This window comes from Streptomyces sp. NPDC055400 (genome assembly GCF_053644375.1).
The window spans coordinates 148,722-166,615 of record NZ_JBSHLM010000014.1 but is presented as its reverse complement, the minus strand read 5'-3'; the positions used below and the strand labels follow the sequence as shown (position 1 = coordinate 166,615).

The window sequence follows — 17,894 nt, the reverse complement described above, 5'->3', positions numbered from 1 at the left end:
GGCACGCATGTCCCCTCACATCTCACCCCGCTCCGAGGAACTGCGCCGGCGGTTCGCCGAGGAGGCGCGGGCGGAGCGGCCCGATCTGTCTCAGCTGTGCCTGCTGGTGGCCGCCGAGGCGGACGGCTCGCTCGACGAGGCCGGGATGGACGCCGTCCAGATGGACCTCGACCGGCTCGCCGGGCAGGTGCCGTTCCGTCCCGGCGGACCGCGGGCATGGGCGACGGCGCTGGCCGACCTGCTGGGCACCCGCTGCGGTTTCCGTGGCACGCCGGGCGACTACGAGCGGCTGGAGTCCTCGCTCCTGCACGAGGTGGTGCGGCGCAGGCGCGGGCTGCCGATCCTGTTGTCGGTGGTGTGGATGGAGGTCGCGCGGCGGGCCGGGGCTCCGGTGTACGGGGTGGCGCTGCCGGGGCACTTCGTGGTCGGATTCGGACCCGCGCAGGATCAGGTGCTCGCCGATCCGTTCGACGGGGGCCAGGTGCTGACCGGGGCGGACGCGGAGCTGCTCGTGGCCGGTGCGACGGGGGCGCCGCTGAACGCGTCGATGCTGCAGCCGGCCGATCCGCTGGACGTCGTGCTGCGGATCCTGAACAACATCCGCGCGTGGGCGGCGGCGAGGCCGGAGCGTTCGGACGTGGCGATGTGGGCGGTCGAGCTGTCGCTGCTGCTGCCCGCACACCCGGCCCGGCTGCGCTACGAGCGGGCCCAGCTCCTCGTCCGCAGCGGGGACTTCCTCGCGGGGGCGGCGGAACTGGACGCGTACGCGGATGTGGTGGGTGCCGTGGACGCCCCGGCGGCCGAGATCGTACGCGCGCAGGCGCGGGCGGCCCGGGCGATGCTGAACTGACCGGCTACAGCCACCCCTTCTCGCGGGCGATCCGTACCGCCTCCGCCCTGTTGCGCACGGCGAGCTTCTGGATGGCCGTCGAGAGGTAGTTGCGGACCGTGCCCTGGGACAGGTGCAGGGCCGCCGCCAGCTCGGCGTTGGTCGAGCCGTCGGCCGCCGCGCGCAGGATCTCGCGTTCGCGGTCGGTCAGCGGGTTGGCACCCCCGGCGAGCGCGGCGACCGCGAGGGTGGGGTCGATGACGCGCTCACCGGCGAGCACTTTGCGTACGGCGTCGGCGAGTTGGGCCGCGGGGGCGTCCTTGACGAGGAACGCGTGGGCGCCGGACTCCATCGCCGTACGGAGATAGCCGGGGCGGCCGAACGTGGTGAGGACGACGACCTTGAGGGCGGGCAGGTGCTCGCTGAGCTGGGCGGCGGCCTCGATGCCGGTCATGCCCGGCATCTCGATGTCCAGGAGCGCCACGTCGGGCCCGTGGGCGCGGGCCGCCTCGAGGACCTCGTCGCCGCGCGCCACCTGGGCGACGACCTCGATGTCGGGTTCGAGGCCGAGGAGCGCCGCGAGGGCCTCCCGCACCATCGACTGGTCCTCCGCGAGCAGGACCTTGATCTGAGCGCTCATGCGCCGGATCCTACGGAGCCCACCGGCACCCGGGCCACCAGCAGGAACCCGCGGTCCCGCCCGGGCCCGGCGTCCAGGGTGCCGCCGACGCCCTCGACGCGTTCGCGCAGGCCCGTCAGGCCGTTGCCGGGTACGCCGCTGCCGCCCGCCGCGGCACCGGCCCCGTCGTCCTCCACCGTCAGCTCCATGACGGGGCCGCCGAGGGTCTGGCGGAGGGCGATGCCGACCGTGCAGCGGTGGGCGCCGCTGTGCCGTACGGCGTTGGTGACGGCCTCGCGCAGGGTCCAGGCGAGGGCGGCCTCCTGTTCGGCGGGGAGGTTGTCGGGCGCGTCCGCGGGGACGTCGGCCTCGATGCCGGCGGCGGCCAGCGCGGAGCGCGCTCCGGCCAGTTCGGTGCCGAGGCGGGCGCGGCGGTAGCCGGTGACGGCCTCCCGTACGTCGACGAGTGCCTGGCGGCTGACCTGCTCGATGTCGGCGACCTGCTGGGCCGCCTTCTCGGGCTGGCCGGGGAGCATGCGGCCCGCGAGCTCGCTCTTGAGCGTGATCAGGGAGAGCGAGTGGCCGAGGAGGTCGTGCAGGTCGCGGGCGAGGCGCAGGCGCTCCTCGTTGGCCGCGAGCTGGGCGACGGTGGCGCGCGCCCTGCGCAGTTCGACGGTCGTGCGCACGAGTTGCCGTACACCCGTCATCGCGAAGCCGCCGAGGAGGGCGGGCACGACGAGGCCGAGGTCCCAGCCGCGGCCGAGCGGGATCCCGAGGAGGACCATCGCGGCCGTGACCGCGACGATCGACCAGCGGGCGTACCGCATGGGCAGCACTGCCCCGCACGACACGGAGACGTACACGAACAGGACGAGCCAGGGGGCGCCGAGCGTGAGGGACATGACGACGGCGACCGCGGCGAGCGCCCCCAGGACCGCGGCCAGCCACCCCAGGCGCAGGGCGCGGGCCGTGTGGCGGAAGACGAGGGCCAGGTAGACGCCGACGAAGGCGACCAGGCCGAGCCAGCCGAGCGCGGTGGCCCAGGCCGGGTGGCCGCCGTTGACGAGGTCGTCGATCGGATCCGCCATGAAGACCAGCCAGATGCCGATCCACAGCAGCTTGCGCAGGGCCTCACGGCGGTTGCGGGGCGACTGCCCCATGCCGGTGAGACTGATCTCGTCCGCCGTCTGGGCGTTCACGCCTTCAGGGTGTCCTTCCGGTACAGCCAGGCCGCGCCGCCGGCGAACACCAGGAAGTAGGCGACGATCAGCGTGACGTCCTTGGCGTGCGGGGCGTTGCCCAGCTCGATGGCCTGGCCGAGGGCAGCGTACGCGTGTGTGGGCAGCCAGGACGCGATGTCGCTGAGCCACTGCGGGAAGCCGGTCGAGGGGAACCAGAGGCCGCCCAGGATCGACAGGCCGAAGTAGACGATCATCGTGATGGGGCGGACGGCGTCGCCGGTCGCGAGGTAGCCGATGGCGACGCCGAGCGCGGCGAAGCAGAGACTGCCGGCCCAGATCGCGACGACGAGCGCGAGCCACTGCCAGGCGTCGAGACGCACGCCCTTGGTGACGGCGGCGACGACGAAGACGACGACGATGGACGGCAGGCTGACCACTGCGGCGCTGGCGGTCTTGGCGAGGACGTAGCCGCGTCCGGGGAGCGTGGTGAGGCGCAGCTGGCGCACCCAGCCGCTCTCGCGCTCCTTGGCGATGCGCTCGCTGTTGCCCATGAGGACGGCGGTCAGGGCACCGAAGGAGGCCATCGACACCATCATGAACGCGGCGAGGTTCAGGCCGGTGCCGTCGACCATGGTCGAGCTGTCGGAGCTGCCCGCGATGAGCAGGAACAGGACCGACGGGTAGACGACGGAGAAGAACAGGAACTTCTTGTTGCGCAGCGCCCGGGTGATCTCGAGCTTGATCAGGCTGTTCATGACGTCCTGGCCTCCTCGGCCGTGGTGATGGCTACGAAGGCCTGCTCCAGGCCGAGTCCCGCGACCTCCAGGTTGCGCGGGTAGAGGCCGAGTCCGTACAGGGCGTGCACGGTGGCGTCGGCGTCGCTCGACTGGAGGCGGACGGTGCGGCCCGACACGTCGAGTGTGGTGAGGAACGGCAGGGCGCGCAGGGCCGGTTCGTCGATGTCGCCCTCCAGGTCGAAGGCGACCTTGCGGACGCCCGCCTTGGCCTTGATCTCGGCGGCGGTGCCGTCGGCGAGGAGGCGGCCGCGGTGCAGGACGAGGACGCGGTCGGCGATCGCGTCGGCCTCCTCCAGGTAGTGCGTGGCGAAGAGGACCGTGCGGCCCTGGTCGGCCTGTTCGCGCATCGTGGCCCAGAACGCCTGGCGGGCCGAGACGTCCATGCCGGTGGTCGGCTCGTCGAGCACGATGAGGTCGTTGGCGCCGGCGGTGGCGAGGGCGAAGCGCACGCGCTGCTCCTGGCCGCCGGAGAGCTTGTTGACCTTGCGGTCGGCGATCTGCGCGATGCCGGCCCGGGAGAGGACGTCGCCCGCCTTGTAGGGCCTCGGGTGGAGGTCACAGGCGAGCTTGACGAGTTCGGCGACGGTGACCTCGTCCATGAGGCCGCCGCTCTGCAGCATGGCGCCGACGCGGCCCTGGACGATCGCGTCCCGGGGGCTGGTGCCGAAGACGCGGACGGAGCCGGTGTCCGCCGGGCGCAGGCCGAGCAGGAGGTCGAGGGTGGTGGACTTGCCCGCGCCGTTCGGGCCGAGGAGGGCGACGGTCTCGCCCGGGTGCAGTGCGAGGGTGAGCCCGTCCACGGCCCTGACGTCCCCGTAGCTCTTGCTCACCTGCTCGAAGCTGACCACATCGGTGGCCTGTGCTGTCGTTGTCATGGCTTCCATGCTGGCGGGCGGGGGCGGGTGCCCGGCAGTGTCGGGAGGCCGGAGTCCGGGATGACAGATGTCATGTCCGCGGATACGACTCCGGGCGGGCCCCCACGAGGGGACCCGCCCGGAGTACGGCGTGCGTACCGGCTATCCGGGGTTCGTGTCGATGACCCCGATGCGCTGGGCGGGCGTTTTGCCCTTCAGGGCCTGCCGCATCGCGCCGGCCACGTCGGTGGGTGTCACCGGCGTCTTCTTGCCGTTGGCGCGCATGATGAGGACGCCGTCGAACGTGTTGCCGTACAGCTTCTTCAGCGCCGGCAGGTTGTAGACGTCGACGAGCTTGCCGTCGACGGCCTTGACGCCGAGGATCTGCGGCAGCGACTTGGCGGGGCCGAGCGGGATCTGCGCGTTGCCCGCCTTGATGACGACGTTCGCGGACATCGCCGGCTCGGCGAACTCCTTCATCATCCGGTCGACCTCGGCGTTCGTGACGGTCGGCTTGCGGGTCGTCGTCGCCATCGGCACGGGCCGCGAGGCGCCCGTCTCCACATGCGTGCGGTACGCCTCCTCGACGGACGAGGAGGACCGGGCGACGTCGATGCCCTTGGCCGTCTTGCCGTACACGGCGATGGCCTTGCCCGGGACGAACTTGATCGTGCCGTCGCCCGTGGAGGCACCGCCTGCGGCCCGTTCGAGGGCCGCCTGGAGCTTCTCCTCGTCCACGGGCATGACCGGCTCCACGACGCGCTCGTTGCCGAACAGCGAGCCGATCACGGAGACCGGGTTGTAGTCGCTGCCCGCGGCCGCCGCCACCGTCGCCGTGCTGTCCAGGCTCAGACCCGCCTGGTCCGGCCTGAGCGGCACGGTCTTGCCGTCGACCGACAGCTGGAGCGGGTCGGTGGTGCGCTTGCCGAACGCGGTGTCGAGCTTGGCCGCGGCCTCGTCACGGGTGCCGCCACCGATGTCGACGCCGAGCACGGTCGTGTTCTTGGGCACGTCCGAGTGGCTCATCAGCAGACCGGCGCCGTACGCGACACCGGCGAGGCCCACGACGCCCGCGCCCACGAGGACCAGCTTGTTGCGGCCCTTCTTCTTGCGGGGCGCGGCCGGGGCGCTCTGGCCGACCGGGTCGGGGAGCTTCGGCGGGGTGTGCGGCAGCGGGCCCTCGGGGCGCGGGCCGGACGCGAACGGCGCGTTCGGTCCGCCGAGGCCCGGCGGGACGACCGGGATGCCGCTGGTCAGCGTCTCGCCGGAGACATGGCCGCCCGGGCCCGGCTCGGGCGCGGGCTTCTGCGGCGTCAGGATCGCGGTGTCGTCGCTCATCTGCGGCGGCCGCTGACCGCCGGGAGGGCCGCCGACCGGTCCGCCGGGGCGTGCCATCGGGTTGTCGCCGCCGGGGCGCGCCATGGGGCTGTTCCCGCCGACCGGTCCCGTGGTCGGTCCCGCGGGGCCGCGCGGGGGGACGCCGGGGCCGGTGCCGTCGGCGTTCCCGGCGAAGTAGGGCAGGTCGCCGCGGTGCGGGTCGCCGGAGCTCCCGGGCTGCGGCGGGCGGCCGTGCGGCACGGTGCCGCCGCCCGACGGGCCGGGCACCGCACCGGAGTTGCCCGGAGCGGGAGCGTCGGCGGAGGCGCCGCGCTGGGGCGGCGCCGACTTGCGCGGCGCGAACCAGTCGCTCGTCTTCTCCTCCGCGGCCGGGGCGCCCTGGCCGTCACTCGAAGGAGCGCTCCGGGGGGCGGGCGGGGCGGGGGGCTCGGGTGCCGGGACCGGCGCGGCGGCCGGGGCGGCCGGAACGGCCCGGTCTTGGGTTCCGGGTCCCGCGTCCACGTCGCTCATGGGCGTGCGCATCACTACGGGGGGGATGGGGCGCGATCCGGGGATGTTGATCCGGATCCGCGTCGTCAGCGTGGTCTCCGTCTTGCGTTCCTCGGGGACCGGCCGGCCGTCGGCGGGCTGCCCGGCATCGCCGGGCGCACCGTCGCCGGACCCGGCGCCCTGGGCGGGGGTGCCGTAGGGAGGCGTCCCCGAGGGGTACGCGGCACCGCCGCGCCCCTGGGGCCCGGAGGACGAACTGTCAGTTTCACGGCTCAAAGCAGGTTCTCCCGGTTGGCTCCGCCGCCCGTCTCGACCTCACGCGGGCTGCTCGGCGGCGCGCACCACCATACTGGCCGCGGCCGGAACGCATCCGGTGACCGCCGACGAAACCCGTACGGGGCACGGGCCGAAGTGGTACGTCACTTCCCAAGTCGGGCGGCGGGTCGGGGTGGTTGCTGCGGCAGGCCAAGGGTGGCGCACATCACAGCGACGGCCATCCCGCCGAGAAGGAACAGATAGGAGCCGGTTCCCGCGCCGAAGAGGAAGTCGCCCTCGGGCCTGGTCGACGTGAGCAGGATGACGGTGACGGCCCAGCCCATGGCGGGCGCGACGGCCCCGCCCCGGGTGCCCGTCAACCGCGCCCCGCCGAGGAACGCGCCGGCCGCGCCGAGCAGCGCGAGGAGCAACCCGCCCGGAAACAGGCCGCCTTGGACCAGGGAACCCGCCACCCCGACCAGTGCGCCGAGCACGAGAAGCCCCGTGAGCACGGCGATGCGCCCGGCGCCGGGGCCGGTCCCCACCGGCCGGACCGCCGGGCCGGCCGGGGGCTTCGCGGCGCCGCTCGACGCCGCCGCCCGCCCGGACTTGGCCGGGTTGCCCGACTTTCCCGCGCCACTCATCACGCCACCACTCCCGCGAACAGGTCCGTCTCGTAAGGCGCCCCCGCCTCACCCCGCGCCAGCTCGTAATACTCCACGTCGAAGACCGGCTGGGCGAGCCCGTTCGACAGGGCGAAGATTGGTTCGCCGCCGGGTGCGATCTCGACCTGGGTGGCGTGGGCGCGCATCGCGGCGGTCTTGGCCGCGACGAAGGCCCTGCCGTCGATCTCGGCGGTGACCCGCTCGTCGTCGACGACGCCCGGCACGTCGCCGATCTCGGCCGCGGTCTCGTACGGGGTCGAGCCGAGGACACCGGCCAGCCACCGGAAGCGCTCCTCGGCCACGGAGCGGGGCACGCGGTTCCAGTAGATCTTCGCGACGGTGTGGGTGTCACCGAGGTCCCGGCGGAACGCGGGCTCGGCCGCGAGCTCGGCGGCGCGCGTGGCGACGCGGTGGGCCTTGATGTGGTCGGGGTGGCCGTAGCCGCCGTCCGGGTCGTAGGTGACCAGGACCTGGGGGCGGACCTCGCGGATCACCTCGACGAGATGGGCTGCGGCCTCGTCCAGGTCTGCGGCCCAGAAGGCGCCGGGCCGGTCGTTCTGCTCGGCGCCCATCATCCCGGAGTCGCGGAAGCGTCCGGGGCCGCCGAGGAAACGGTGGTCGGTGACCCCGAGCTCCTTCATGGCGGCGGTGAGTTCGCCGATGCGGTGCGGGCCGAGGATGTCCTCGCGGTCCGGGGCGAGGTGCGCGAGAACGTCCGGGATGACCTCGCCCTCCTCACCGAGGGTGCAGGTCACCAGGGTGACGTGGGCACCGTCGGCCGCGTACTTGGCCATGGTGGCGCCATTGTTGATCGACTCGTCGTCGGGGTGCGCGTGCACGAGGAGCAGACGCCGGTCGGGCAGTTCCGTCATGCGCCCCAGCCTAGGACGTCATGACGGGGCCTAGGGCCTTTCGTTTGGATCATGCTGGGCTCGCGGGGTCTGGCACGCGCATCTGCGGCGTTGTCGTCAATCACCGACGCTCCGCGTCGCCTCAATCCTCCGCCTTGCAGCTGCACGCACCAGACCCCGCTCCCTGATCCAGCCTGATCCAAACGAAAGGCCCTAGAACTTGATCCCGCCGATCATGCCCGCGACGTTCGTCGTGAGCTCGCTGATGGTGGGGGCGATGGAGGAGCTGGCGAGGTAGAACCCGAGCAGGACGCAGACGATCGCGTGTCCGGCCTTCAGACCCGACTTCCTGATCAGAATGAAGACGATGATCGCGAACAGCACCACTGCCGAGATCGAGAGTGCCACAGCGGTCCACCTCCCTTGATCCGAGTCCAACTGCCGTACGCCACGCGGGAGCCGACCGGTTCATACCCACACAGCGCTATGGATCATAACTATCCGTCCCGCCGCATGAGTCGGTGCATGGCAGCAAGGGGGGCGCACGGCGGCACGGCCCCATAGGGTCGGGGGATGACCACCGAGCCTCTCTCCTTTCCGCGCCAGCACGCCCGCACCCAGCGCTTCACGCTCGGCGCACCACGGGCGTTCACGGTGGCGCCCGACGGCGAGCGCGTCGCCTTCCTGCGGTCCGGGTCCGGTACCGATCGGGCGAACGCCCTGTGGGTCCTGGATGTGACGTCCGGCGAGGAGCGGATCGCCGCCGATCCCCGGGCCCTCCTGGGCGGCGCCGAGGAGAATCTGTCGGACGAGGAGCGCGCACGGCGCGAGCGCAGCCGCGAGGGCGCCGCGGGCATCGTCGCCTATGCGACGGACGCGGCCGTGGAGCTGGCCGCGTTCGCGCTGTCCGGGCGGCTGTTCACGGCGGAGCTGCGCGCGGGCACGACCCGCGAACTCCGCGAGCCCGCACGTCATGGTCCGCTGATCGACCCCCGCCCGTCTCCGGACGGCCGCCATGTCGCGTACGTGTCCGGGGGCGCCCTGCGCGTCGTCGGCGCCGACGGCGAGGGCGACCGGGCCCTCGCCGCTCCGGGCGAGGACGAGGCGTCCACTGTCACGTACGGGCTCGCGGAGTTCATCGCGGCCGAGGAGATGGGGCGCTCGCGGGGCTTTTGGTGGTCGCCCGAATCGGACCGGCTGCTGGTGGCCCGGGCGGACGACGCGGCGGTGCGGCGCTGGTGGATCGCGGATCCTGCGCACCCGGACCGCAAGCCCGTCCGCAACGCGTACCCGGCGGCGGGCACGCCCAACGCGCAGGTGCGGCTCTTCGTCATCGGTCTGGACGGGGCGCGCACGGAGGTGTCGTGGGACCGGGCGAGGTACCCGTATCTGGCGCGGGTGCACTGGTCGGCCGACGGGGCGCCGCTGATCCTCGTACAGGCCCGTGACCAGCTCAGTGAGCTGTATCTCGCGGTGAACGTCGGCGACGGTTCGACGCGGATGGTGCACGCGGACGAGGACGGGCAGTGGCTGGAGCTGTTCCCCGGTGTGCCGTCGTGGTCGCCGAGCGGGCAGCTGGTGCGGATCGCGGACGAGGGCGGGGCGCGGGTCCTCGCGGTCGGTGAACGGCCGCTGACCGGGCCGCAGTTGCATGTGCGGGAGGTCCTGGACGTGGGCGAGAGCGACGTGCTGATCTCGGCGTCCGCGGGCTCGGCGGCGGCGGTCCGGGAGACCGGCGAGGTGCATGTGTACCGGGTCAACGAGCTGGGCGTGGAGCGCGTCTCGGACGAGCCGGGCGTGCACTCCGCGGTGCGCGCGGGCGGCGTGACCGTCCTGGCGTCGGCGCGCACCGGCGAGCCGGGTACGCGGGTGCGGGTGATGCGGGACGGCAAGCAGATCGCGGCGGTCGCCTCGCATGCCGAGCGCCCCTCGCTGAGCCCCCGCCTGGCGCTCACGGAGGCGGCCGGCATCCCGTGCGCCGTCCTGCTCCCGTCCTCGTACGAGCAGGGCGACGGGCCGCTGCCGGTGCTGCTCGACCCGTACGGCGGCCCGCACGGGCAGCGGGTGCTCGCCGCGCACAATCCGCATCTGACGTCGCAGTGGTTCGCCGACCAGGGCTTCGCGGTGGTCGTCGCGGACGGCCGCGGCACCCCCGGCCACTCCCCCGCCCGGGAGAAGGCGGTCCGCGACGACCTCACGCTCACGCTCGACGACCAGATCACGGCGCTGCACGCGCTGGCCGACGCCTTCCCGCTCGACCTGAACCGGGTGGCGATCCGCGGCTGGTCGTACGGCGGCTATCTGGCGGGGCTCGCGATCCTGCGCCGCCCGGACGTCTTCCACGCGGGCATCGCGGGCGCCCCGGTCACGGACTGGCGGCTCTACGACACCCACTACACGGAGCGCTACCTGGGCGACCCGAAGGCCGCGCCGCAGGTGTACGCGAAGAACTCGCTGGTCACCGACGACGGTCTGGCCGAGGCGGCGGAGCAGCACCGGCCGCTGATGATCGTGCACGGCCTGGCCGACGACAACGTGGTCGTGGCGCACAGCCTGCGCCTGTCGTCGGCGCTCCTCGCCGCGGGCCGGCCGCACGAGGTGCTGCCGCTGTCGGGCGTGACGCACATGACGCCGCAGGAGCAGGTCGCGGAGAACCTGCTGCTGCTCCAGGTGGACTTCCTGAAGCGCTCGCTGGGGCTGGCCTAGAAAGGCGACCGGCCGGGGCGACATGGCGCGCCCCGGCCGGTCTACGGCACCCGCACGGCCGTACGCTGTTCAGCCTGACGCGTTCGTATATCGGTGCCGCGACGGTCAAGTTGCCTGCGTGTTAACGCAGTTGGTGCGTATTTGTCACGACACGTACGCCTATTCGCTGGGGACGACGTGCTTCTCCTCGGCGAAGTGGCAGGCCGAGTCGTGCTTCGCCGGTGACTCCCCGATGCGGAACTCGGCGGGCACCGCGAGCGCCGGCACCTCCAGTGCGCACCGCTCCTGCGCCTTCCAGCAGCGGGTGCGGAAGCGGCAGCCGGAGGGGATGTTGGCCGGGGACGGCACGTCGCCGGTGAGGATGATCCGCTCGCGGTGCTCGCGCGCGTCCGGGTCGGGGACGGGCACGGCGGACAGGAGCGCCTGGGTGTAGGGGTGCGTGGGGTGTTCGTAGATCTGCTCGTCGGTGCCGGTCTCGACGATCCGCCCGAGGTACATGACGCCGACCCGGTCGGAGATGTGGCGGACGATCGACAGGTCGTGGGCGATGAAGACGTAGGAGAGGTCGAACTCGTTCTGGAGGCTGTCGAGCAGGTTGATGACCTGCGCCTGCACGGAGACGTCGAGGGCGGAGACCGGCTCGTCGGCGACGATGATCTCGGGGCGCAGGGCGAGGCCGCGCGCGATGCCGATGCGCTGGCGCTGGCCGCCGGAGAACTGGTGCGGGTACCGGTTGATGTACTCCGGGTTGAGCCCGACCACGTCCAGGAGGTCCTGCACCTTGCGGCGCCGGTCGCCCTTGGGCGCGACCTCGGGGTGGATCTCGTACGGCTCCCCGATGATGTCGCCGACCGTCATGCGCGGGTTGAGGGACGTGTACGGGTCCTGGAACACCATCTGGATGTTGCGGCGTACGGCCTTCAGAGCGCGCCCGGACAGCTTGGTGATGTCCTCGCCCCTGTACTTGATCTGCCCGGCGGTCGGCCGCTCCAGGTTGACCAGCATCCTGGCGACGGTCGACTTGCCGCAGCCGGACTCGCCGACGATGCCGAGGGTCTCGCCCCGGCCGAGCACGAAGTCGACGCCGTCGACGGCCTTGACCGCGCCGACCTGCTTCTTGAACAGGATCCCCTGGGTGAGCGGATAGTGCTTGACCAGGCCGCTGACCTCGAGGATCGGCTCACGGGCCGGCACGGGGGCGCCGGCTTGCGCCTCTTTCGCCAGGTCAGCCATCGAGCGTCTCCTTCCAGAAGTAGCAGGCGCTCCGGCGCGTCGGGCTCACCTCGAAGAGCGGGGGCACGTCCGCGCGGCACACGTCCTTGGCCAGCGGGCAGCGCGGGTTGAAGGCGCAGCCGGGCGGGATGTGCATCAGGTTGGGCGGCAGGCCCTTGATCGCGTACAGCTCCTGGCCCTTCTGGTCCAGGCGCGGGATCGATTCGAGCAGGCCCTTGGTGTACGGGTGGGCGGGCGCCTTGTAGATCTCGTGCACGGGCGCCGTCTCGACGATGCGGCCCGCGTACATGACGGCGATCTTGTCGGCGACGTCGGCGACCACTCCGAGGTCGTGGGTGATGAGGATGAGGCCCATCCTGAGTTCGCGCTGGAGGTCGGCGAGCAGCTCCATGACCTGGGCCTGGACGGTGACGTCGAGGGCGGTGGTGGGCTCGTCGGCGATGATCAGGTCCGGTTCCAGGGCGAGCGCCATCGCGATCATGATGCGCTGGCGCATGCCGCCGCTGAACTGGTGCGGGTACTGGCCGACCCGCTCCTTGGCGGCGGGGATCCTGACGCGGTCCATCAGCTCGACGGCCTTGGCCCTGGCGTCCTTGCGGGACATCCCCTTGTGGACGGTGAACATCTCGCCGAGCTGATCGCCCACGGACAGCACGGGGTTGAGGGAGCTGAGCGCGTCCTGGAAGATCATCGCCATCTTCGCGCCGCGGACCTTGCGCCGCTCGTCCTCCTTGAGCCGCAGGAGGTCGGTGCCCTGGAAGAGGATCTCACCGCCGGTGATCTTGCCGGGCGGGATGTCGAGGATGCCCATGACCGCCTGCGCGGTCACGGACTTGCCGGATCCCGACTCGCCGAGCACGGCGAGGGTCTCGCCCTCGTCGACGGTGTAGCTGACGCCGTTGACGGCCTTGGCGATCCCGTCGCGCATCCGGAACTCCACGTGCAGATCGCGCACTTCGAGCAGCATGGGCGCCTACCTCAGCTTGGGGTCGAGGGCGTCGCGCACCGCGTCGCCGAGCATGATGAACGCGAGCACGGTGACCGCGAGGGCGCCGGCGGGCCAGAGCAGCATGTGCGGGGCGTTGCGGATGTACTGGGACGCCGAGGAGATGTCGATGCCCCAGCTCACGGTGGGCGGCTTCAGGCCGACGCCGAGGTACGAGAGCGTCGCCTCGAGGGAGATGTACGTACCGAGCGCGATGGTGGCGACGACGATGACCGGCGCGATCGCGTTGGGCAGGATGTGCCGCAGCATCATCCGGGAGTTGGAGGCGCCGAGCGCCCGCGCCGCCTGCACGTAGTCGTTCTGCTTGGCCGTGATGACGGAGCCGCGGGCGATGCGGGAGAGCTGCGGCCAGCCGAGCAGCACCATGAACCCGATGACCGGCCAGACGGTGGAGCTGGTGACCACGGACAGGAGCACCAGGCCGCCGAGCACGACCGGGATGGCGAAGAAGACGTCGGTGATACGGGACAGGATCGCGTCCCACGCCCCGCCGAAGAACCCGGCGAGCCCGCCGAGGACGCTGCCGAGGAGGGCGACGCCGACGGTGGCGCAGACGCCGACGGTGACGGAGGTGCGGGCGCCGTACACGGTGCGCGTGTAGACGTCGCAGCCCTGGCCGTTGAAGCCGAAGGGGTGGCCCGGCTGGGAGCCCTCCTGGGCCTTGGCGAGGTCGCAGGACAGGGGGTTGCCGGAGGCGATCAGGGAGGGCCAGATCGAGATGATCACGAGGAAGACGATGACCAGGCCCGAGATGATGAAGATCGGGTTACGGCGCAGATCGCGCCAGGCGTCCGACCAGAGGCTTCGCGGCTTGCCCGCGGGGCCGGTGCCTTCGGGGCCGCCCGGCGTCTTCTCCAGGGTCCTCCCCTCGCTCGTGGCGAGGTCCATGGCCCCGCCCGCGCCCGTCGCGGCGATGGCTCCTCCGTTCTCCGGGGCTCGGCCCACGCCCGACGCGTAGGGCTCCGGCGGCTCGGGTTCAGGCATAGCGGATCCTCGGGTCGAGTACGGCGTACAGGAGGTCGACGATCAGGTTGGCCGCCAGGAAGACGAGGACGAGGACGGTCACGAAGCCGACGACGGTCTGGGTGTTCTGCCGGAGGATGCCCTGGTAGAGCTGGTAGCCGACGCCGTGGATGTTGAAGATCCGCTCCGTGACGATGGCGCCGCCCATCAGGGCGCCGATGTCGGTGCCGATGAAGGTGACGACCGGGATCAGCGAGTTGCGCAGCAGGTGCCTCACGATGACGCGACGGCGCGGGAGGCCCTTGGCGATGGCCGTACGGACGTAGTCGGCGCGGCGGTTCTCGGCGATCGAGGTCCTGGTGAGCCGGGTGACGTACGCGAGGGAGACCGAGGCGAGCACGAGGCCGGGGACGATGAGTTCGGAGAACGTCGCCTCGGTGGACACCGCGGGTTTGATGATCCCCCACTCGACGCCGAGCAGGAGCTGGAGGAGCAGGCCGGTGACGAAGGTCGGGACGGAGATGACGACCAGGGTGAGCAGCAGCACGGTCGTGTCGACGGGACGGCCGCGGCGCAGCCCTGTGATGACGCCGAGCGTGATGCCGATGACGATCTCGAAGAGGATCGCCACGATGGTCAGGCGGATCGTCACGGGGAAGGCGTCCGCCATCAGTTCGGTGACCTTCTGGCCGTTGAACGCGGTGCCGAAGTCGCCGGTGAAGACGTTCCCCATGTACGTCAGGTATTGCTGCCAGACGGGCTTGTCGAGGCCGAACTCCTTCTCGAGCTGAGCGGCCGTGGCGGGGTCGCACTGCTTGTCGCCGCACAGTCCCGCGATGGGGTCGCCCATCACGTTGACCATCAGGAAGATGAGCAGCGTCGCGCCGAAGAAGACCGGGATCATCTGCAGCAGACGCCTGATCACATAACGTCCCATACGGGGCTCCGGAATCGGGGGGAGCGGCCGCCCGTCCGTGCCCGGACTGCCGCTCCCCGGGCGTCATTTGACCTTGATCTCGTTGTAGACCGGAACGCTGAACGGGTTGAGGGCGACGTGGGAGACCTTGTCGGAGTAGCCGGCACTGCCGTTCTGGTACCAGAGCGGGATGGCGGCCATGTTGTCCCTGACGACGCCCTCGGCCTGCTGGAAGATCTTGACGGCCTTGGCGCGGTCGGACTCGGCGTTGGCCTGGTCGACGAGCTTGTCGAACTCCTTGTTGGACCATTTGCCGTCGTTGGACGAGGCGTTGGTGTAGTACAGCGGCTGCAGGAAGTTCTGGATGAGCGGGTAGTCCATCTGCCAGCCGGCGCGGAACGGGCCGGTCATCTTCTTCTGCGTGATCTTGTTGCGGAAGTCGGCGAAGGTGCCGGTGGGCAGGCCGACGCAGGCCTTGTCGTTCCCGAGGGCGTTGTTGATGCTGTTGCAGACGGCGTCGACCCACTCCTTGTGGCTGCCGGTGTCGGCGTTGTAGCCGATCTTCACCTGGCCGCCGGGGATGCCGCCGCCCTCCTGGACCAGCTTCTTGGCCTCGGCGGGGTTGTAGTCGCACCCGTCGCCGCACAGCCCGTCCTGGAAGCCGCCGTCCTTGCCGAGGACCGGCGAGGTCCAGTCCGAAGCCGGGGTCCGGGTCTTCTGGAAGATCGTCTCGGTGATCTGCTTGCGGTTGATCGCCATCGACAGGCCCTTGCGGACCTTGTCGCTGTCCGCCTTGTTCCACGCGGGGTCGTAGAACGGGAAGGCGAGCGTCTGGATGATGCCGGCGGGGGAGTTGATGTACCGGCCGCTGAGGTCGGCCTTGACGTTCTTGAGCTGCGAGGCCGGGACGTCGTCGACGAGGTCGAGGTTGCCGGCCGTCAGGTCGGTGTACGCCGTGTTGTTGTCGGTGTAGACCTTCAGGTCCACGCCGCCGTTCTGCGCCTTGTCGGTCCCCGGGTAGGCGTCCCACTTGCGCAGGGACATCTGGGAGCCCTTGGTGTAGCTGTCGATCGTGTACGGGCCGTTGCCGACCGGCTTGCTCACCCATGCGTCGTGGTCGTCGAAGAAGGACTTGGGGAGCGGGGCGAAGGCCGCGTAGCCGAGGGTGTCGGGCCACAGCGAGAACTTCTGGTTGAGCTTGACCGAGAAGGTGAGGGGACCGGTGACCTTGAGCCCGGACAGACTGGTGGCGCTCGGGGTGCCGGAGTCGGGGTGGACCTTGTCGTAGCCGTCGATCTGGCCGAAGAAATAGGCGTTCTTCTGGTTGTTCTTCAGGTCCGCGCCGTAGTTCCAGGCGTCGACGAAGGACTTCGCGGTGACCTTCTCGCCGTTGGAGAACGTCCAGCCGTCCTTGACCGTGATCTTGAAGTTGACCGAGTCCGTCGTCTCGATCTTGTCCGCGAGCATGTCCTCGGCGGCGCCGGTCTTCGCGTTGTACCGCTTCAGGCCGCGGAAGACCATGTCCAGGACCTTGCCGCCCTGCACCTCGTTCGTGTTCGCGGGTTCCAGCGGGTTCTGCGGGTCACCCCAGGACGACCGGACGATCCCCGAGCCGTCGCCGCCACTGCCGCCGCCGTCGCCCCCACCACCACAGGCTGTCGCCGCGAGAGCGACGGCCGCCGCGCATACGGCCCACTTGGCGTGCGTGGCTCCACGCATGAAGTGCCTCCTCGGAGTGCTTCTGGGTCCGTGCCTTACGGCACGTAGGCCCAAATATCATCCTTAAAGGCGCGTAACGCACTCTCAGTCCGCCCGTACGAGCCCCAGTTCGCACGGGTGGGTCAGCAGGTTGCCGATCAGCCCCTCCCGGTCGCCCTCCTTGTACACACGGGCCACCCCGGTCAGCCGCCCCTCGTCCAGACGCAGTTCCAGACCGAGCACCGGACCACTGACCCTCGCATCGGCGGTGGGGAGTTGTACGGGGAAGGAGCCGCGCAGGGCGAGGGTGGCCGTGGCTTCGACGGAGGCGGTGGCGCTCTCGTCACCGGTGGCGAGTTCGGCCCGGGCGCCCGGCAGGATCCGCAGCCGCAGCGGGACCTCGCCCTCCGGCGTCGAGGCGTGGCCCGCCCACTCCCCCTCCTCCAGGGTCAGCGGGCGCGCGGGCACGGAGAACACCGGTGAGATCAGTTCGGGCCTGAAGCCGGGCACCAGCTCGCCCAGGACGTGGGCGACGACCGCGTCACGGGCCGCCTTCGCCGTCGTGTTCGTCAAGACCGCCACCGACAGGCCCAGGTCCGGCGCCGACACCGCCATCACGGCCACACCGCCCATGCCTCCGCCGTGGCTCACCAGGAGCGGCCCCTCGCCGCGCGAGACGCACCAGCCGAGGCCGTACCCGAGGTGCTCGCCGATCGGGACGGCGTCGAGGACCGCGGCGGCCGTCTGCGGCTTCAGGAGCCGCGGCCAGGACTGGGCGAAGAGGGCGAGCTGAGGTGCCGTCGCCCAGCCGAGCGTGGCGCCGGGATGGCTGGTGCGCAGGCCCTGGGGATAGGGGCGACCGTCGGGGGTGTAGCGGGTCGCGGCGCCCGGGAGGTGCGTGGCGATGCACAAGCCGTCGAGCCCGAGCGGCCCGATGACGTGCTCCCGGGCGTACGCGGCGAGGTCCTGTCCGGTGGCGTCCTCCAGGAGCCGGCCGAGGAGCCGGTAGCCGAGGTTCGCGTACTCGAAGCCGGAGCCGGGCGCGCGCTGGAGCCGTGTGTACGGCTCCGCGTCGATGGCCGGCTCGCCCTCCTCGCCGTAGTGGAAGTCGTAGTGCGCGCCGAGCCCGCCCCGGTGCCGCAGGAGCTGACGCGGGGTCGCGCCGAGGGGTCCCGGCGCGTCCAGGTCGAGCAGCCCCTCGTCGGCCGCGACGCAGACCGCCGCGGCCGTGACCGGCTTGGTGACGGAGGCGAGGGCGTACGGGGTGCCGACGGCGGCGCGGATCCCCGCGCCCGTGTCGGCGAGCCCGTACGCCTCGGCGAGAGTCACCTCGCCGTGCGCGGCGACCGCGACCGAGACGGACGGGCATCCGTACGCCGCCATCGCCTCCGCGCACCGCGCCTCGAGATCCTCCAGCATGTGCGGCCCCTCTCCCTCGCTCGCTCGTTCCTGGATCATCGCCCACACCGGGACCGTCCTGACCACCCGCCCGGA

At 71.6% G+C, this 17,894-nt stretch carries 16 protein-coding genes; 2 read left to right on the top strand and 14 right to left on the bottom strand.

Annotated features, from left to right (window positions below):
• Positions 1–7 precede the first annotated feature (7 nt).
• Positions 8–850, top strand: coding sequence for a transglutaminase family protein (locus ACWIGU_RS32320; RefSeq protein WP_454405214.1), 843 nt, complete (start codon positions 8–10; stop codon positions 848–850).
• Positions 851–854: 4 nt separating this feature from the next.
• Here the strand turns inward: ACWIGU_RS32320 and ACWIGU_RS32315 are convergent, their stop codons facing one another.
• From ACWIGU_RS32315 to ACWIGU_RS32280, 8 genes are all read right to left on the bottom strand, one after another.
• On the bottom strand, positions 855–1,469 hold the full coding sequence (locus ACWIGU_RS32315) for a response regulator (protein WP_454405212.1): 615 nt from the start codon (positions 1,467–1,469) through the stop codon (positions 855–857).
• Positions 1,466–2,608, bottom strand: coding sequence for a sensor histidine kinase (locus ACWIGU_RS32310; protein WP_454405327.1), 1,143 nt, complete (start codon positions 2,606–2,608; stop codon positions 1,466–1,468). Before ACWIGU_RS32310 ends, ACWIGU_RS32315 begins: the two co-directional genes overlap by 4 nt.
• Positions 2,609–2,643: 35 nt before the next feature.
• Positions 2,644–3,384 (bottom strand): ABC transporter permease, encoded by a 741-nt coding sequence (locus tag ACWIGU_RS32305; protein ID WP_100596615.1) that lies wholly within the window; start codon positions 3,382–3,384, stop codon positions 2,644–2,646.
• Positions 3,381–4,301 carry an ABC transporter ATP-binding protein gene (locus ACWIGU_RS32300; RefSeq protein WP_454405211.1) on the bottom strand — a complete coding sequence of 307 codons (921 nt, stop codon included), beginning with the start codon at positions 4,299–4,301 and terminating at the stop codon, positions 3,381–3,383. The genes ACWIGU_RS32305 and ACWIGU_RS32300 overlap by 4 nt, the downstream gene beginning before the upstream one ends.
• A gap of 141 nt (positions 4,302–4,442) precedes the next feature.
• Complete coding sequence (locus tag ACWIGU_RS32295) at positions 4,443–6,383, bottom strand: hypothetical protein (RefSeq protein WP_454405210.1); 1,941 nt, start codon at positions 6,381–6,383, stop codon at positions 4,443–4,445.
• A gap of 143 nt (positions 6,384–6,526) precedes the next feature.
• The gene (locus tag ACWIGU_RS32290; RefSeq protein ID WP_454405209.1) at positions 6,527–7,006 is read right to left on the bottom strand and encodes a DUF6113 family protein; all 480 of its coding nucleotides are present in this window, start codon (positions 7,004–7,006) and stop codon (positions 6,527–6,529) included.
• Positions 7,006–7,899 (bottom strand): N-acetyl-1-D-myo-inositol-2-amino-2-deoxy-alpha-D-glucopyranoside deacetylase, encoded by an 894-nt coding sequence (mshB, locus tag ACWIGU_RS32285; protein ID WP_454405208.1) that lies wholly within the window; start codon positions 7,897–7,899, stop codon positions 7,006–7,008. The genes ACWIGU_RS32290 and mshB overlap by 1 nt, the downstream gene beginning before the upstream one ends.
• Before the next feature lie 192 nt (positions 7,900–8,091).
• A complete protein-coding gene (locus ACWIGU_RS32280; protein ID WP_100596611.1) occupies positions 8,092–8,286 on the bottom strand; it encodes a hypothetical protein in 195 nt (64 codons plus the stop codon).
• 165 nt (positions 8,287–8,451) lie between these two features.
• Here ACWIGU_RS32280 and ACWIGU_RS32275 point away from each other — a divergent pair, with 165 nt between their 5' ends.
• A complete protein-coding gene (locus tag ACWIGU_RS32275) occupies positions 8,452–10,584 on the top strand; it encodes a prolyl oligopeptidase family serine peptidase (protein WP_454405207.1) in 2,133 nt (710 codons plus the stop codon).
• Positions 10,585–10,743: 159 nt separating this feature from the next.
• Here ACWIGU_RS32275 and ACWIGU_RS32270 read toward each other — a convergent pair whose 3' ends face one another.
• The 6 genes from ACWIGU_RS32270 to ACWIGU_RS32245 form a co-directional block, all read right to left on the bottom strand.
• Positions 10,744–11,817: an ABC transporter ATP-binding protein gene (locus tag ACWIGU_RS32270; RefSeq protein WP_454405206.1), complete on the bottom strand. Its 1,074-nt coding sequence runs from the start codon at positions 11,815–11,817 to the stop codon at positions 10,744–10,746.
• A complete protein-coding gene (locus ACWIGU_RS32265; RefSeq protein WP_454405205.1) occupies positions 11,810–12,784 on the bottom strand; it encodes an ABC transporter ATP-binding protein in 975 nt (324 codons plus the stop codon). Before ACWIGU_RS32265 ends, ACWIGU_RS32270 begins: the two co-directional genes overlap by 8 nt.
• A gap of 6 nt (positions 12,785–12,790) precedes the next feature.
• A complete protein-coding gene (locus ACWIGU_RS32260) occupies positions 12,791–13,807 on the bottom strand; it encodes an ABC transporter permease (protein ID WP_454405204.1) in 1,017 nt (338 codons plus the stop codon).
• On the bottom strand, positions 13,800–14,723 hold the full coding sequence (locus ACWIGU_RS32255; protein ID WP_454405202.1) for an ABC transporter permease: 924 nt from the start codon (positions 14,721–14,723) through the stop codon (positions 13,800–13,802). Before ACWIGU_RS32255 ends, ACWIGU_RS32260 begins: the two co-directional genes overlap by 8 nt.
• A gap of 63 nt (positions 14,724–14,786) precedes the next feature.
• Complete coding sequence (locus tag ACWIGU_RS32250) at positions 14,787–16,421, bottom strand: peptide ABC transporter substrate-binding protein (protein ID WP_454405201.1); 1,635 nt, start codon at positions 16,419–16,421, stop codon at positions 14,787–14,789.
• A gap of 84 nt (positions 16,422–16,505) precedes the next feature.
• Complete coding sequence (locus tag ACWIGU_RS32245) at positions 16,506–17,819, bottom strand: serine hydrolase domain-containing protein (RefSeq protein ID WP_454405200.1); 1,314 nt, start codon at positions 17,817–17,819, stop codon at positions 16,506–16,508.
• Positions 17,820–17,894: the final 75 nt, after the last annotated feature.

Excerpts from the sequence above, each read along its gene's own strand:
- ACWIGU_RS32275 (WP_454405207.1), top strand. The coding sequence starts at position 8,452 with ATGACCACCGAGCCTCTCTCCTTTCCGCGCCAGCACGCCCGCACCCAG.
- ACWIGU_RS32245 (WP_454405200.1), bottom strand. The coding sequence starts at position 17,819 with ATGCTGGAGGATCTCGAGGCGCGGTGCGCGGAGGCGATGGCGGCGTAC.
- ACWIGU_RS32260 (WP_454405204.1), bottom strand. The coding sequence starts at position 13,807 with ATGCCTGAACCCGAGCCGCCGGAGCCCTACGCGTCGGGCGTGGGCCGA.
- mshB (WP_454405208.1), bottom strand. The coding sequence starts at position 7,899 with ATGACGGAACTGCCCGACCGGCGTCTGCTCCTCGTGCACGCGCACCCC.
- ACWIGU_RS32310 (WP_454405327.1), bottom strand. The coding sequence starts at position 2,608 with ATGGGGCAGTCGCCCCGCAACCGCCGTGAGGCCCTGCGCAAGCTGCTG.
- ACWIGU_RS32290 (WP_454405209.1), bottom strand. The coding sequence starts at position 7,006 with ATGAGTGGCGCGGGAAAGTCGGGCAACCCGGCCAAGTCCGGGCGGGCG.
- ACWIGU_RS32320 (WP_454405214.1), top strand. The coding sequence starts at position 8 with ATGTCCCCTCACATCTCACCCCGCTCCGAGGAACTGCGCCGGCGGTTC.
- ACWIGU_RS32305 (WP_100596615.1), bottom strand. The coding sequence starts at position 3,384 with ATGAACAGCCTGATCAAGCTCGAGATCACCCGGGCGCTGCGCAACAAG.
- ACWIGU_RS32265 (WP_454405205.1), bottom strand. The coding sequence starts at position 12,784 with ATGCTGCTCGAAGTGCGCGATCTGCACGTGGAGTTCCGGATGCGCGAC.
- ACWIGU_RS32315 (WP_454405212.1), bottom strand. The coding sequence starts at position 1,469 with ATGAGCGCTCAGATCAAGGTCCTGCTCGCGGAGGACCAGTCGATGGTG.
- ACWIGU_RS32300 (WP_454405211.1), bottom strand. The coding sequence starts at position 4,301 with ATGACAACGACAGCACAGGCCACCGATGTGGTCAGCTTCGAGCAGGTG.
- ACWIGU_RS32250 (WP_454405201.1), bottom strand. The coding sequence starts at position 16,421 with ATGCGTGGAGCCACGCACGCCAAGTGGGCCGTATGCGCGGCGGCCGTC.
- ACWIGU_RS32270 (WP_454405206.1), bottom strand. The coding sequence starts at position 11,817 with ATGGCTGACCTGGCGAAAGAGGCGCAAGCCGGCGCCCCCGTGCCGGCC.
- ACWIGU_RS32255 (WP_454405202.1), bottom strand. The coding sequence starts at position 14,723 with ATGGGACGTTATGTGATCAGGCGTCTGCTGCAGATGATCCCGGTCTTC.